The organism is Pseudomonas sp. SWRI92 (assembly GCF_014268685.1).
Taxonomy (GTDB): domain Bacteria; phylum Pseudomonadota; class Gammaproteobacteria; order Pseudomonadales; family Pseudomonadaceae; genus Aquipseudomonas; species Aquipseudomonas marvdashtae.
This window is the reverse complement of record NZ_JABWQY010000025.1, coordinates 15,922-30,236: the sequence shown is the minus strand read 5'-3', so window position 1 is coordinate 30,236 and position 14,315 is coordinate 15,922. Positions and strand designations below refer to the sequence as shown.

The window sequence follows — 14,315 nt, the reverse complement described above, 5'->3', positions numbered from 1 at the left end:
GGGCAGTTTGCCCGAAGGCTGTCGAGGCGGCAATAACACTGCGCAGCCCCTGTGCAAGCCTGCTCGCTGACACAGGGGACGAGGGCTCAGGCGGGCGCGTCGAGGTCCAGATGCAGGTTGTCGATCAACCGGGTGGTGCCCAGGAAGGCGGCCACCAGGATCACCAGGTCGCGATCCTCGGCCACGGCCGGGCGCAGCGTCTTGGCGTGTCGGATTTCCAGATAGTCGGGACGCAGACCGGCGGTTTCGAGTTGCTTGAGCTGCTCGGCGATCAGCGCCGGATAATCCCGTTGTCCCTGCTTGATCGCCTCGGCGATCTGGCCCAGGGCACGGTAGACCACCGGCGCGACGGCCCGCTGTTCAGCACTGAGGAAGCCGTTGCGCGACGACAGCGCCAGGCCGTCATCGGCGCGCACGGTAGGCTCGCCGATGATCTGGATCGGCATGTTCAGGTCATGGACCAGAGCGCGGATCACCGCCAGTTGCTGGAAGTCCTTCTGGCCAAACACTGCCAGATCCGGCTGGACCATGTTGAACAGCTTGCTGACCACCGTCGCCACGCCCTCGAAATGCCCTGGCCGGCTGGCACCGCACAGCCCTTCGGACAGCTGTGGGACGCTGACGCGGGTCTGTCCGGCCATGCCGTCGGGATACATTTCCTCGGCGCTTGGTGCGAACAGCAAATGGCACCCGGCCTGGAGCAGCTTCTCCTGGTCGGCCGCCAGGGTGCGGGGATATTTGTCCAGGTCTTCGCCAGCGCCGAATTGCAGCGGATTGACGAAGATGCTCGCCACGACAAAGTCGGCCCGTTGCGCCGCCTTGGTCACAAGCGCCATGTGGCCGCTGTGCAGGTTGCCCATCGTCGGGACGAAAGCGATACGTTTGCCTTCGCTGCGGGCACGGGCCACGGCGGCGCGCAGTTCGCGTACGGTCTTGACGGTGTTCATGCAGAGAATCCGTGTTCGGCGCCCGGGAAGGTCACGCCCTTCACCTCGGCAACATAAGCGGCGAGCGCGGCCTGGATGGTGCTTTGCCCGGCCATGAAGTTCTTCACGAACTTGGGCACGCGACCAGTGATCGACAGGCCGAGCATGTCGTGGAGCACCAGCACCTGGCCATCGGTGGCGCTGCCAGCGCCGATGCCGATTACCGGGATCTTCACCGCCTGGGTTATTTCTTCAGCCAGCTCGGTGGGTACGCATTCGAGCAGCAACATCGCCGCGCCCGCCTGCTCCAGGGCAATGGCATCGGCGCGCATCTGCCGTGCCTGGTTTTCATTACGACCCTGGACCTTGTAGCCGCCGAGGATATTCACCGCCTGCGGGGTCAGGCCCAGGTGCGCGCACACGGGAATGCCGCGTTCGGCCAGCAGGCGGATCGAGTCGGCGAGCCACAGCGCGCCTTCGACCTTGACCATGTGGGCACCGGCCTGCATCAGCATGGCGCTGTTGGTCATGGTTTGATCGAGCGTGGCATAGGCCATGAACGGCAGGTCGGCGAGGATCAACGCATCGGTGTTACCGCGTTTGACGGCGGCCACGTGGTAGGCCATCTCGGCAGTGGTCACCGGCAATGTGCTGTCGTGACCCTGCAGCACCATGCCGAGGGAGTCGCCCACCAGCAGCACCTCGACACCAGCCTCATTGCAGGCATGGGCGAAGGTGGCGTCATAGCAGGTCAGCATGGTGATTTTTTCACCTTTTTGCTTGAGACCTTGCAGCGTGGTCAGGGTAATAGCTGGCATGTAAAAGTCCTCATTAGGCGCTCGAATACAGGCGCACCCTCTATGCGTGGTGCTTGTAAGGCCCGGATTGCGCCCTTTAGCGCCGCGTTGGCGGCAACGGGATGCCTATAGTCGTGAGGAGTACCGGGGAAGTCAATTGGATGTGTTACCGCCGGGTGTTACCTAGGTTACTGATGCGTTTCAGCTGGGAGGCGCGCCCAAATTGTGACTGTCTGGTACCGCAACCTAAGGATGGGCCAGGCGCTCGAGGCCGAGAAACGGGCACTCGGCGAGCAGATCCTTGAGCAGGCGGCCGTCGGCCAGGCGCAGGTCGGCGGGCGCCAACTCTGCCAGCGGATAGAGCACGAAGGCCCGGGCTTGCATGTGGTAATGAGGGACCTTGAGGCGGGGCTCGTCGATCAGCCGATCACCGAACAGGAGGATATCCAGGTCGAGGGTGCGCGGACCCCAGCGCTCCAGGCGCTCGCGGCCCTGGCCGGTTTCGATGGCTTGCAGCGCATCGAGCAAGTCCAGTGGCGCAAGGCTGCTGTCCAGCGCCGCCACGGCATTGGTGTAGCGCGGCTGGCCGGGGAGCAGGGAGTCGCTTTGATAAAACGCTGAAACCCCCACCAGCCGAGTCTCGGACAGTCGCGCCAGCGCTTCGATGGCGCTGCGCAACTGTTCGGCGGGTTCGGCCAGGTTGCTGCCCATGCCGACGTAGATGCGTTCCATCGATTACTCGTCCGAGGCGCTTGGCACACCGGCACGTTTACGCTTGGCGCCACTGCTGCGCCGACGCTTGCGCGGGCCGCTGGCGCCGTCGTCCTTGCCGCTGAGCTCGCGGATCATGTCGCGGCGTTCGCTGTCGTTGGCATCTTGGTAATCAGTCCACCATTCGCCCAGGCCATCGGTCTGTTCGCCAGCGCTTTCGCGCAGCAGCAGGAAGTCATAGCCGGCGCGGAAACGCGGGTTGTCCAGCAACAGATCGGCACGTTTGCCGCTGCGCCGTGGCAGGCGCTCCTGCATGTCCCAGATCTCGCGGATCGGCATCGTGAAACGTTTGGGGATCGCGATGCGCTGGCACTGTTCGGCAATCAGCTCATGGGCGGCTTCCTGCATTGCCGGGATCGGCGGCATGCCGCGCTCCTGCAAGCGCAATACCCGGGCGGGCAGGGCAGGCCAGAGCAAGGCGGCGAACAGGAACGCTGGGGTCACCGGTTTGTTCTGCTTGATGCGCAGGTCGGTGTTGATCAGCGCTTCGCTGATCAAGGTGTGGGTGTAGGTCGGGTTGTATTCCAGCGCCTCGGCACTGGCCGGGAACAGGGGGTCGAACAACTGCAGGTCCACGAGCATTTCAAAAGTATCTGCGGCGTGGCCCGACAGGAACAGCTTGAGGACTTCCTCGAACAGGCGCGCCGAAGGAATCTCCCTCAGCATCGGGGCCAGTTCGCGAATCGGCGTGGCGCTGTGCTTCTCGATGCCGAAATCCAGCTTGGCGGCAAAACGCACGGCCCGCAGCATCCGCACGGGGTCTTCCTGGTAGCGCTGCTTGGGATCGCCGATCAGCCGGATGAGACGGTTGCGGATGTCATGTACGCCATTGGCGTAATCGAGAATGCGCTCGCTGACCGGGTCGTAATAGAGGGCATTGATGGTGAAGTCGCGGCGTTGCGCGTCTTCTTCCAGCGTGCCGTAGACGTTATCGCGCAGGATGCGTCCGCTCTCGTTGCGAGAAGACTGGTTGCTATCTTCTTCCTCATCACTTTGCGGATGGTTGGCGCGGAACGTCGCCACCTCGATGATTTCGCGGCCGAAGTGGATGTGCACCAGCTTGAAACGGCGCCCGATGATTCGTGCATTGCGAAACTCGGCTCGTATCTGCTCAGGCGTGGCGCTGGTGGCGACGTCGAAATCCTTGGGGGTGATGTTCAACAGCATGTCGCGCACGCACCCGCCGACCAGATAAGCCTGGTAGCCGGCGTTCTGCAGGCGTTCGACGATGTTCACCGCATAACGGCTGAATTGGGCCTTTTGCAATGAATGCTGGCCGCTGTTGAGCACTTCAGGCGTGCTGCGAATGTGTTGCGTACGACGCAAGGGAGAACGGAATGACTGGAACAGCTTCTTCAGCATGGGAGGCACTGTTTGAAGGAATATTCGGCCAAAAACAAAGAATGACCGCATGATGGGCGGGGATTCTAGCATTTAGTCGAGGGATGGTGTAGGACGGAGCGGATTTGAGTGCGGGCCATAAGCGCCAAGGCTTGTAGGCTGCTTCGAAGGGCCGGATGCCAGAAACCACAAGGGGAGCCGAAGCTCCCCCAGAATTAGTTGCGTGCTCGTTTTTATTATTGGTTTCGGGCTTCTTGTTTTTGTTGAGTGCCCGCGCCACGAGGTTTTCCCTTCGTGACCCTCCCAATCGGGAGCCAAGAGCAAACGGATTGCTTTGGTCGCTGTGTTGCAGTGATCAATCGATCCAACCAGTTCAGGCACCTGTCTTGAGACAGTTTTATTGTTCTCAGCCTGGTTGCGGGGCAAGCCCCAAATACAACGCCTCTCCAAAAGAATCAGTTAGCTGCGCCTCTCGCCGTCTTGTTTTTATTGTGCGTGAGTCGATTCGTCTTATTTTTATTGTCTTGTGCATTGCTTGTTATTGTTCTTGTACCAAAGCTATAGCAGGGTGCGTGCCAACTTTTGTCAGGCCCAGAGAAACCGGGGGTTCTATGGTTATAGCGGTTTTTTCAGGGCAAAAAAAAGCCGGGGTTTCGTTACCGTAAACCCCGGCTTCTGTTACGTGAAAAGGCTGGGGTAACAGTTTTTTCACATTCGACTGTGTTACCCGCACGGGTCAGCTCTCGCTGGCAACCCCGGTCTTGCGCCGTGGGATACCCAGGCGTTGGCGGCGTTCCCACAGGCATTTGCGACTCACGCCCAGCTTGCGAGCCAGTTCGGTCTCGGTCATGTGGTCCTGGTGTTCCAGGACGAAATGCTGGAAGTAGTCTTCCAGTGACAGATCTTCGGTAGGCTCGTGGCTGTTGTTGTTCGCACCGCCTTGCTGAGGTGCGAGACCGATGAATTCGTCATCGTCCAGGTCGCTCAATTCAATGTCGATACCCAGCAGGTCAGCGGAAATTTCCGGGCTTTCGCACAGGATTACCGCTCGCTCCACAGCGTTTTCCAGTTCACGGACGTTACCAGGCCAGGCGTAGTGACGAATGGCCTGCTCGGCATCCGGGGCGAATTTCAGGTCGGTGCGGTTGACGCGCGCGCTCTGACGGGCAAGAAAGGCGCTGGCGATCTCGTTGACGTCCGCGCCGCGTTCGCGCAGGGGCGGCAGCTTCAGGGCGATCACGTGCAGCCGGTAATACAAGTCTTCCCGGAACTGGCCGATTTTAGCCAGGCTCTTGAGGTCTCGGTGGGTCGCCGCGATCAGGCGTACATCGACCTTTTGCGACTGGACCGAACCGACTCGACGAATTTCGCCTTCCTGGAGCACCCGCAGCAATCGCGCCTGGGCTTCCAATGGCAGTTCACCAATTTCATCGAGGAACAGCGTGCCGCCATCCGCCGCTTCCACCAGGCCGGCGCGTCCGGCGCTGGCACCAGTGAACGCGCCTTTTTCATGACCGAACAGCTCGGACTCGATCAGGCTTTCCGGAATGGCTGCGCAGTTCACTGAAATCATCGGTGCCTTGGCCCGACGGGAAAGATTATGCAGCGCCCTGGCCACCAGCTCCTTGCCAGTACCGGACTCGCCCTGGATCAGGACATTGGAGTCGGTCGGTGCCACTTTGCGAATCTTGCTGTAAAGGTCCTGCATGGGCGGGCAAGAACCGATGATGCCGATTTCACCGTTACTGTTGCTGGCGCCTGCCTTGCCTGATGCCGCCTTGCCGTTCGTCGGTTCCGAAGGCTGGTTGGTCGCCGTTTGTCGATCGCGCAGGATCCGGGCCACGGCCTGGAGCATTTCGTCGTGGTCGAAGGGCTTGGCGATGTAGTCCACGGCACCCATTTTCATCGAGTCGACCGCCGAACGCAGGCTGGCGTAACTGGTCATGATCAGCACGGGCGTGCCCTGGCCGAGCTTGATCAGTTCGGTGCCGGGGGCGCCGGGCAGGCGCAGGTCGCTGACGATCAGGTCAAACGTTGGAATGCTGAAGCGCTCTTGTGCTTCCTGCACAGAACCGGCTTCGCTGACCTGGTACTGGTTGCGTTCCAGCAGGCGGCGCAAGGCGGAGCGGATAATTGTTTCGTCTTCGACGATCAAAATGTGCGGCATTGATTCGATTCTCTCGACGGTCTCAGTTCACAGCGGACGTCGCTTCGACATGACGTGGCAAGGTTACCCGGATACGGGTGCCGCGTTGGCTCTGAACATCGGCCGGGCTGTCGATGGTGATTTGTCCATAATGCTCTTCAACGATGGAATAGACCAGTGCGAGGCCCAGACCGGTGCCCTCGCCAGGATCCTTGGTGGTGAAGAAAGGTTCGAACAATCGATCCATGATGTTCTGTGGGATACCGCTGCCTTCGTCTTCGACGATCAGGTCGACCGTATGTTCGAAAGCTTCGCTCTTGACGCGCACCGCACTGCCGGCCGGTGAAGCGTCGCGGGCGTTGGACAACAGGTTGATCAGCACTTGGGCGAGTCGCTGGGGGTCGCCATCGACCCAATGATCCGGATCGCACAGGTTGAAAAACTGGACTTCGAAATTGCGTCGGTTGAGCGCCAGCAGGCCTATGGCGTCCTGGGCCACTTCGGCCAGGCAGACCGGTTCGTCGTTGTGCTGGTGGCCGCCGGCATGGGCGAAACTCATCAAGGACTGGACGATGCGTGACACGCGCTTGGTCTGTTCGAGGATCTGGCCGCTGATTTCCGTCAGCTCGCCGTCGTCCTCGCGCTCTTCGCGCAGATTCTGGGCCAGGCAGGCGATGCCAGTGATGGGGTTGCCGATTTCGTGGGCGACGCCGGCGGCCAGTCGACCGATGCTGGCCAGCCGTTCGGAGTGGACCAGCTTGTCTTCGAGCATCTGGGTGTCGGTCAGGTCTTCAACCAGCAGCACCAAACCGCTGTTACCGGGCGCCAGCGGCTCGTCGATGGCCGCTTTGTGCAAGTTCAGCCAACGGGTCTGGCCGTCGAGCGCCAGGTGTTGTTTATGCAGGTGTTCGTCGGGCAGATCGATGAAGCCTTGCAGCAGACCTTTCCACGGCTCGCCCAAGGTGCTCAGGCGCGAGCCGACCACGCGCTGGGCGGCGATGCCGGTCAGCTCTTCCATGGCCTTGTTCCACATGAGGATCTCCTGGTCCTTGGCCAAGGAGCAGACGCCCATCGGCAGTTCCTGCAGGGTCTGACGGTGATAGCGGCGCAGGGCATCCAGCTCGGCGGCCAGGCCGGTGAGGCGCGAATGGTAGTCCTCGAGGCGGCTTTCGATGAAGTGGATGTCTTCGGTCACGTAGTTTTCGCCGCCCGCCTTATAAGGCAGGAAGGTTTCGACCATGTCCTGGGCCACGCTGGGGCCCATCAGGCCGGACAGGTTGGCTTCGATCCGATCCCGCAAGCGGCGCAAGGCGTAGGGGCGGCGTTCATCGAATGGCAGGTAAAGGTCGCGCAGGGCCTGTTCGACTTCCTTTTGCGCGGCCTTGGCGCCGAGGGGCTTGGCCAGTTGCGTAGCGAACTCTTGGGGTGAGGCGGCATGCAATTCGCGGCGTTGCGGACGGCGAACGTTATCCACCGCGCAGGCTTCGGCGGCGCTGGCTTCTTCACTGCTGGCGTTGGTGAACAGTGAAATCAGGGTAAACATCAGCACGTTCGCCGCCAGCGAGGCGATGGCTGCCATGTGCCAACTGGTGTCGTCGAGCACGTAGATCATGTTCAGCAGCGGAATATAGAAACCTTGCAGGTTGCCGAGCAGCGGCAAGAGCATGGCGACCAGCCAGACCAGGATCCCCGCCAACAGCCCGGCGATAAAGCCTCGACGGTTGGCGGTTGGCCAATACAGCACCGACAGCACGCCGGGCAGGAACTGCAAGGTTGCGACGAACGCGACGATGCCCAGGTTAGCCAGGTCCTGCCCATCGCCCAGCATCAGGTAGAAGCCGTAGCCAGCCATGATGATCGCCACGATCAGCGCCCGACGAGTCCATTTCAGCCAGCGGTAGATATTTCCCTCCGCCGGCGGCTGGTACAGCGGCAGCACCAGATGATTGAGGGCCATGCCCGACAGCGCCAGCGTGGTCACGATGATCAATCCGCTTGCCGCCGACAGGCCGCCGATATAAGCCAGCAAGGCCAAGGCTTTGTTGTTCGCGGCGATGCCGATGCCCAGGGTGAAGTATTCCGGGTTGGTACTGGCGCCCAGCTTCAGCCCGGCCCAGAGGATCAGCGGCACGGCCAGGCTCATCAACAGCAGGAACAGCGGCAGGCCCCAGCTTGCACTGACCAGCGAGCGTGGGTTGAGATTTTCGGTAAACGTCATGTGGTACATGTGCGGCATCACGATCGCCGAAGCGAAGAACACCAACAGCAGTGTGCGCCATGGGCCTTCTTGCAAGGGCGTGTGCAAGGCGGCGAGGGCGGTCTGGTTCTGCAGCAGCCAGAGCTCAAGCTGCTGCGGACCGTCGAATACTCCGTACAAGGCATAGAGGCCGACACCGCCGATGGCGATCAGCTTGATCACCGACTCAAAGGCGATCGCGAACACCAGGCCTTCGTGCTTTTCCCGGGTGGCGATGTGCCGGGAGCCGAAGAAAATCGTGAACAGGATGATCAGGACGCAGAAGCTCAACGCCACGCGATGCTGCACCGGTTCGCGGGTCAGGATACTGATTGAGTCAGCCACGGCCTGCATTTGCAGGGCCAACAGCGGCAAGACGCCGACCAGCATGAAGATGGTGGTCAGCGCGCCGGCCCAGGTGCTGCGGAAACGAAAGGCGAACAGGTCGGCCAGCGATGAGAGCTGGTAGGTGCGGGTGATTTTCAGGATCGGATAAAGCAGTACCGGCGCCAGCAGGAACGCACCGGAGACCCCGAGGTAGCTGGACAGAAAACCGTAGCCGTACTGATAGGCCAGGCCAACCGTGCCATAGAACGCCCAAGCGCTGGCATATACGCCCAGCGACAGGGTGTAGGTCAGCGGATGGCGGATGATCGCCCGTGGGATCATGCCTCGTTCGCTGATCCAGGCCACGCCGAACAGCACCGCCAGGTAGGCGGCGCTGATCAGGATCATCTGGGTCAGGCTAAAGCTCATCGGCATCTTTTTGGCTCTGCAGGATGAAGGTCACGACGATCAGGATCAGCCAGAGCAGATACGGCCGATACCAGGCACCCGTGGCGTCGATCCACCAATCCATGATGGCCGGGGAGAACAGGTAAATCCCCACTACCAGGAGCAGGACCAAGCGATAGATGTACATCCCGGCCTCTCTTGTTTATGCGCGTGCCCGAAAACGTGCGGCGATGGTAACGGATGGGCGCCAAGCTGCAAGGGCCGTCAACGTATTTGCGCTTCGGGCAAGGTCAGCGTGCGCGGGATCAACGTCGCATCCCAGTGACGCGAGCCCCAATCCAGCAGCTCCCGAGGGTTGGCGTCGTCCAGTTCGCAAGGCGGTTGTTGGCCCAGCGCCCTTAATGCTCGCAACAGCAGCGGCGCGGCCTGATCGGCGGCCAGCGGTGGCGAGCGGTAGCTTTTGCCGAGCTTGTGCCCGTCCGGCTGAGTAATCAACGGCACGTGCAGGTAACGCGGTTGCGGCAATCCGAGCAGCTCTTGCAGGTAGAGCTGGCGCGGCGTGGAGTCCAGCAGGTCGGCGCCCCGCACGATATCGGTGACCCCCTGCCAGGCATCGTCCAGCACCACGGCCAACTGGTAGGCGTAGAGTCCGTCGCGACGGCGGATCACGAAGTCACCGGCTTCGCGACCCAAGTGCTGGCGGAACTCGCCCTGGACCCGATCGATGAAATGATATTCGAGCTCGGGGACGCGCAGGCGGATGGCGGCGTCCTCGGTGTCGTGGCCGGCGTTACGGCAGAGTCCCGGGTAAATGCCTTGATACGGTTCCAGTTGCTTGCGCGAACAGATACAGGCGTAGGCCAGGCCTTGGCTGAACAAACGATCGATAACCTGCTGGTAGGCTTCATGGCGGTCGCTCTGGCGCACCATTTCGCCGTCCCATTCAAAGCCGTAGCTTTCCAGCGCCTTGAGGATTGCCATCTGCGCGCCGGGTTCTTCCCGTGGCGGATCGAGGTCCTCCATGCGCAACAACCAGCGCCCGCCCGCCTTCCGGGCGTCCAGGTACGAGGCCAGTGCAGCGACCAGCGAGCCGAAATGCAGGTGGCCGCTTGGTGTAGGGGCGAAGCGACCGATATAGGAGGCGGTGATGGTCATAGGGCGCAGGTTACTGAGTTCAATCAGGCAGAAATAAACATTTTGCGGTCCGATTGTCCCCGACTGGGTTTTGCCAGCTGGCGAAACGTCGGAAACAAAAAACGGAGCGTATGAACGCTCCGTTTCAATGACAGCCCCGGCGATTATTTGCCGACCTGTTTTTCCTTGATTTCCGCAAGGGTCTTGCAGTCGACGCACATGTCAGCGGTCGGGCGTGCTTCCAGTCGCTTGACGCCGATCTCTACACCGCACGACTCGCACCAGCCGTACTCTTCGTCTTCGATCAGTTGCAGAGTCTTGTCGATTTTCTTGATCAGCTTGCGCTCGCGATCGCGGGCGCGCAATTCAAGGCTGAATTCCTCTTCCTGGCTGGCACGATCGGCCGGGTCAGGGAAGTTGGCAGCGTCGTCTTTCATGTGGTCAACGGTGCGGTCGACTTCCTGCATCAAGTCCTGTTTCCACTTGTTCAGGATCTTGGTGAAGTGCGCGCGCATCGGGGCGCCCATGTACTCTTCGCCCGGTTGCGGCACGTATGGCTCAAACCCGCTGAGCGACTGATTTTGATTCTGCTTTGCTTGGGTGGGCATGAATGGACCGCCTCTACTCTTGTAATCCACTACGCAGGATTGCTCCATCACCGACACCTGCCGGCCCTGCGGCTGCAAGCGGGCGAACTTACCAGATCAAATCGGGCCGCGCTACTCCCGGTTGTCGAGCCTGGGACGCTCGGGGCCTGCAAAAGGTGGCCAGGTTCGCTTCGGTGGGGACGTAATCCTGCTTAATGCTTGATTCTAGTCAAGCCTGGGCCAATCGCCGGAACCATTTCCAGCGATCTACGGGCTAGGACCGTTTTCGATTCGCGCTCGTTCCCGCACCGGTTCCGGAGTTGGGTAGAATCGGTTCTTTTTAGGCGAAGGAAGGCTAATGGCCCAGCCCTACAGTGCACGCAGCCGTGCCATCGAACCTTTCCATGTCATGGCGCTGCTGGCGCGCGCCAACGAATTGCAGGCCGCCGGGCACGATGTCATTCACTTGGAGATCGGCGAGCCGGACTTCACCACCGCCGAGCCAATCATCCGTGCCGGCCAGGCCGCCCTGGCAGCGGGCAAGACCCGCTACACCGCTGCGCGGGGCATTCCCGAACTGCGCGAGGCGATCGCCGGTTTTTATGCTCAGCGCTACGGCGTGGACATCGATCCCCGGCGCGTCCTGGTCACTCCGGGTGGCTCTGGCGCGTTGCTGCTGACCAGCGCCTTGCTGGTGGATCCAGGCAAGCATTGGCTGCTGGCCGACCCCGGCTATCCGTGCAACCGCCACTTCCTGCGCTTGATCGAAGGCGCGGCGCAACTGGTGCCGGTGGGGCCGGACGTGCGCTATCAGTTGACCCCGGACCTGGTGGATCGCCACTGGGACCAGGACAGTGTTGGCGCGTTGGTGGCATCGCCGGCCAATCCGACCGGGACGATCCTCAACCGCGATGAACTGGCCGGTCTGTCGAAGGCCATCAAGGCGCACAACGGCCACCTGGTGGTGGATGAGATCTATCACGGCCTGACCTATGGCACCGATGCCGCCAGCGTGCTGGAAGTCGATGACGATGCCTTTGTCCTTAATAGTTTTTCCAAGTATTTCGGCATGACCGGTTGGCGGCTCGGTTGGCTGGTGGCTCCTTCGGCGGCCATCGGTGAGTTGGAGAAGCTCGCGCAGAACCTCTACATCAGTGCGCCGAGCATGGCCCAGTACGCGGCCTTGGCCTGTTTCGAACCGGCAACCATCGAGATTTTCGAGCAGCGTCGGGCCGAGTTCGCGCGGCGCCGCGACTTCCTGCTGCCCGCCTTGCGTGGGTTGGGGTTCGGCATTGCGGTCGAGCCTCAAGGCGCGTTTTACCTGTATGCCGACATCAGCGCATTCGGCGGCGATGCCTTTGCGTTCTGCCAGCATTTTCTTGAAACCGAACACGTGGCGTTCACGCCGGGACTGGATTTCGGTCGCCATCAGGCCGGCCACCATGTGCGTTTCGCCTATACCCAAAGCCTGCCGCGGCTTCAGGAAGCGGTGGAGCGAATTGGACGTGGATTAAGGAGCTGGCAAGGCTGATGCGTTTTTCCCCTGATTTGGAAGAAGGACGGCTGATTCGACGTTACAAGCGTTTCTTGGCCGATATCGAGACCGTTCACGGCGAACTGTTGACGATTCACTGCCCTAACACCGGTTCGATGCTCAATTGCATGGCCGAGGGCGCGCGCGTCTGGTTCAGCCGCTCCAGCGACCCCAAGCGCAAGTTGCCCGGCACCTGGGAGATCGGCGAAACCCCACAGGGACGGTTGGCCTGCATTAATACGGCGCGGGCCAACGCCCTGGTCGAGGAAGCGCTGCGCGCCGGTGTCATCCGTGAACTGAACGGTTTTACCGGGTTGAAGCGGGAAGTCGCCTATGGCGTGGAAAACAGTCGTATCGACTTTCGATTGGACTACGCTGATCACAGTTCGGCCTGGGTCGAGGTCAAGAGCGTCACCCTGGGTTTCGCCGGGACGAACGTGGCGGCGTTTCCCGATGCGGTGACACTGCGCGGTGCCAAGCACCTGAGGGAGCTTGCCTGTCTGGCCCGGCAAGGCGTGCGGGCGGTGCAGTTGTATTGCGTGAACCTGAGCGGCATCGACGCGGTGCGCCCGGCGCAGGAAATCGATCCTGTCTATGCCGCCGCGTTGCGCGAGGCGGTGGCAGCAGGGGTGGAAGTACTGGCTTATGGCGTGACCTTGACGCCGCAGCAGATGTGGGTGGATCGCCCGCTGCCGGTGCTGTTGGAACCGCTACAGGTCGACCCAGAGGCCTTGCTCGTCCTCCCGACTTTCTAGCGCCGCGAGGGATTGGCCTGCACAAGGCCCCGCGACGCATTCGCCGCTTTCAATCAGAAACAGCGCGCCATGGGTGGCGCACTGGATCAGGCTGGCGCTGGCGTCGAGGAACTGGTCGGGTTGCCATTCCAATGGCACGCCGCGATGCGGGCATCGATTCACATAGACGTACGCCTGGCCTGCACGGCGCACGGCCAGCAACTTGCGCCCCTCGATGTCGAAGCCGCGACTGCCGTTGTCGAGCAGTTCGGCGGCGGCACACAGAAATTTCATGTCGTTCTCGAACGGTGAGCGGGCTCGCTCGATTTGGATGTGTCGGGAAGTGTCTGCGCTTGACGGTCAAATGAAAACAATTATCAAATGGCGCCTCCTTTGCAGGTGACAAGGATACTGGGTCCGAAGGGTTCCATGTTCAGCCCTGCAAAAAACATCCTTGAGGAAGCTGCCTGATGCGCCTGAATGTTCGCCTTGCTGCGCTCTGTCTCATCCTGCTCGCCAGCCAGCAAGCGCTGGCGGCCGATCTGCCGCAACGCTGGGTAAGCGCTGGCGGTGCCTTGTCGGAGTGGGTCAGTGCGCTGGGCGGGGAATCGAAACTGGTGGGGGTGGACACCACCAGCCAGCATCCCGAATCGTTGCGGGCGCTTCCCAGTATTGGCTATCAGCGACAGCTCTCGGCGGAGGGCTTGTTGAGCTTGCGTCCGCAGATCCTGGTGGGCACTGAGGAAATGGGGCCGCCTCCGGTGCTGGCGCAAATCCGCAGCGCCGGGGTGCAAGTCGAACTGTTCTCGGCGGCGCCGAGCCTGGCGGCGCTGCAAGCCAACTTGCGGCACTTGGGACAATTGCTGGGCGCCGAGACCAGGGCCGCGGCCTTGTTCGATGGTTATCAACAGCAACTCGCCGAGCACGGCGCCCGGTTAAACGAAGTCCGGCTCAAGCAAAAGCCGCCGGGCGTATTGCTGCTGGTGGGCAATGCTGGCGGCAAGACGCTGATCGCTGGCAAGGACACTGCCGCCGATTGGCTGCTGCAACAGGCCGGTGGCGAAAATTTGGCGACTCACAGCGGTTACAAACCTTTCTCCGTGGAAGCCTTGGCCAGTCTGAATCCTGAGGTGCTGGTCTTCGCTGATCGTGCCTTGAGCGGAAAAGAAGCCCGCGTGGCGATGTTCAAGGAAAACCCAATCCTGTCTTCGACCCCAGCCGCCAAAGACGGGCGCGTCATGGAGCTGGATCCGACGTTGCTGGTCGGCGGATTAGGCCCCAGATTGCCGCAAAGCCTGGAGGCGTTGACGAACGGGTTCTACCCGGCCAAGAAGCCATGACGACAGTGGTCAAGCCGCGGGCGTTGTTCATCGG

Annotated in this window: 13 protein-coding genes; 3 read left to right on the top strand and 10 right to left on the bottom strand. The window is 61.4% G+C overall.

The features are described from left to right. Positions 1-86 precede the first annotated feature (86 nt). From panC to dksA, 9 genes are all read right to left on the bottom strand, one after another. The gene (panC, locus tag HU762_RS25305; protein WP_186641533.1) at positions 87-947 is read right to left on the bottom strand and encodes a pantoate--beta-alanine ligase; all 861 of its coding nucleotides are present in this window, start codon (positions 945-947) and stop codon (positions 87-89) included. Further along, a complete protein-coding gene (gene panB / locus HU762_RS25300) occupies positions 944-1,744 on the bottom strand; it encodes a 3-methyl-2-oxobutanoate hydroxymethyltransferase (protein ID WP_186613110.1) in 801 nt (266 codons plus the stop codon). Before panB ends, panC begins: the two co-directional genes overlap by 4 nt. A gap of 225 nt (positions 1,745-1,969) precedes the next feature. Continuing rightward, positions 1,970-2,455 (bottom strand): 2-amino-4-hydroxy-6-hydroxymethyldihydropteridine diphosphokinase, encoded by a 486-nt coding sequence (gene folK, locus HU762_RS25295; RefSeq protein ID WP_186641532.1) that lies wholly within the window; start codon positions 2,453-2,455, stop codon positions 1,970-1,972. 3 nt (positions 2,456-2,458) lie between these two features. Further along, on the bottom strand, positions 2,459-3,856 hold the full coding sequence (locus HU762_RS25290; protein WP_186641531.1) for a polynucleotide adenylyltransferase PcnB: 1,398 nt from the start codon (positions 3,854-3,856) through the stop codon (positions 2,459-2,461). A gap of 715 nt (positions 3,857-4,571) precedes the next feature. Beyond that, positions 4,572-6,002, bottom strand: coding sequence for a sigma-54 dependent transcriptional regulator (locus HU762_RS25285; RefSeq protein WP_186641530.1), 1,431 nt, complete (start codon positions 6,000-6,002; stop codon positions 4,572-4,574). A gap of 22 nt (positions 6,003-6,024) precedes the next feature. Next, the gene (locus tag HU762_RS25280; protein WP_186641529.1) at positions 6,025-8,979 is read right to left on the bottom strand and encodes a sensor histidine kinase; all 2,955 of its coding nucleotides are present in this window, start codon (positions 8,977-8,979) and stop codon (positions 6,025-6,027) included. After that, positions 8,963-9,139 carry a hypothetical protein gene (locus HU762_RS25275; RefSeq protein WP_003176118.1) on the bottom strand — a complete coding sequence of 59 codons (177 nt, stop codon included), beginning with the start codon at positions 9,137-9,139 and terminating at the stop codon, positions 8,963-8,965. Before HU762_RS25275 ends, HU762_RS25280 begins: the two co-directional genes overlap by 17 nt. A 77-nt stretch (positions 9,140-9,216) precedes the next feature. Then, positions 9,217-10,101, bottom strand: a complete 885-nt coding sequence (gene gluQRS / locus HU762_RS25270; protein WP_186641564.1) for a tRNA glutamyl-Q(34) synthetase GluQRS — start codon at positions 10,099-10,101, stop codon at positions 9,217-9,219. A 149-nt stretch (positions 10,102-10,250) separates the two neighbouring features. Continuing rightward, complete coding sequence (gene dksA / locus HU762_RS25265) at positions 10,251-10,694, bottom strand: RNA polymerase-binding protein DksA (protein ID WP_186613120.1); 444 nt, start codon at positions 10,692-10,694, stop codon at positions 10,251-10,253. A 337-nt stretch (positions 10,695-11,031) separates the two neighbouring features. On the opposite strand from dksA, the gene HU762_RS25260 reads away from it, so the two are divergent. Together HU762_RS25260 and sfsA are read left to right on the top strand one after the other, a co-directional pair. Continuing rightward, on the top strand, positions 11,032-12,204 hold the full coding sequence (locus HU762_RS25260) for a pyridoxal phosphate-dependent aminotransferase (protein WP_186641528.1): 1,173 nt from the start codon (positions 11,032-11,034) through the stop codon (positions 12,202-12,204). Beyond that, positions 12,204-12,962: a DNA/RNA nuclease SfsA gene (sfsA, locus tag HU762_RS25255; RefSeq protein ID WP_186641527.1), complete on the top strand. Its 759-nt coding sequence runs from the start codon at positions 12,204-12,206 to the stop codon at positions 12,960-12,962. Before HU762_RS25260 ends, sfsA begins: the two co-directional genes overlap by 1 nt. Here sfsA and HU762_RS25250 read toward each other — a convergent pair. Further along, positions 12,918-13,235, bottom strand: a complete 318-nt coding sequence (locus tag HU762_RS25250; protein WP_186641526.1) for a Rieske (2Fe-2S) protein — start codon at positions 13,233-13,235, stop codon at positions 12,918-12,920. The two genes, sfsA and HU762_RS25250, sit on opposite strands and share 45 nt — an antisense overlap. 176 nt (positions 13,236-13,411) lie before the next feature. Here HU762_RS25250 and HU762_RS25245 point away from each other — a divergent pair, with 176 nt between their 5' ends. Beyond that, on the top strand, positions 13,412-14,281 hold the full coding sequence (locus tag HU762_RS25245; protein WP_186641525.1) for an ABC transporter substrate-binding protein: 870 nt from the start codon (positions 13,412-13,414) through the stop codon (positions 14,279-14,281). Positions 14,282-14,315: the final 34 nt, after the last annotated feature.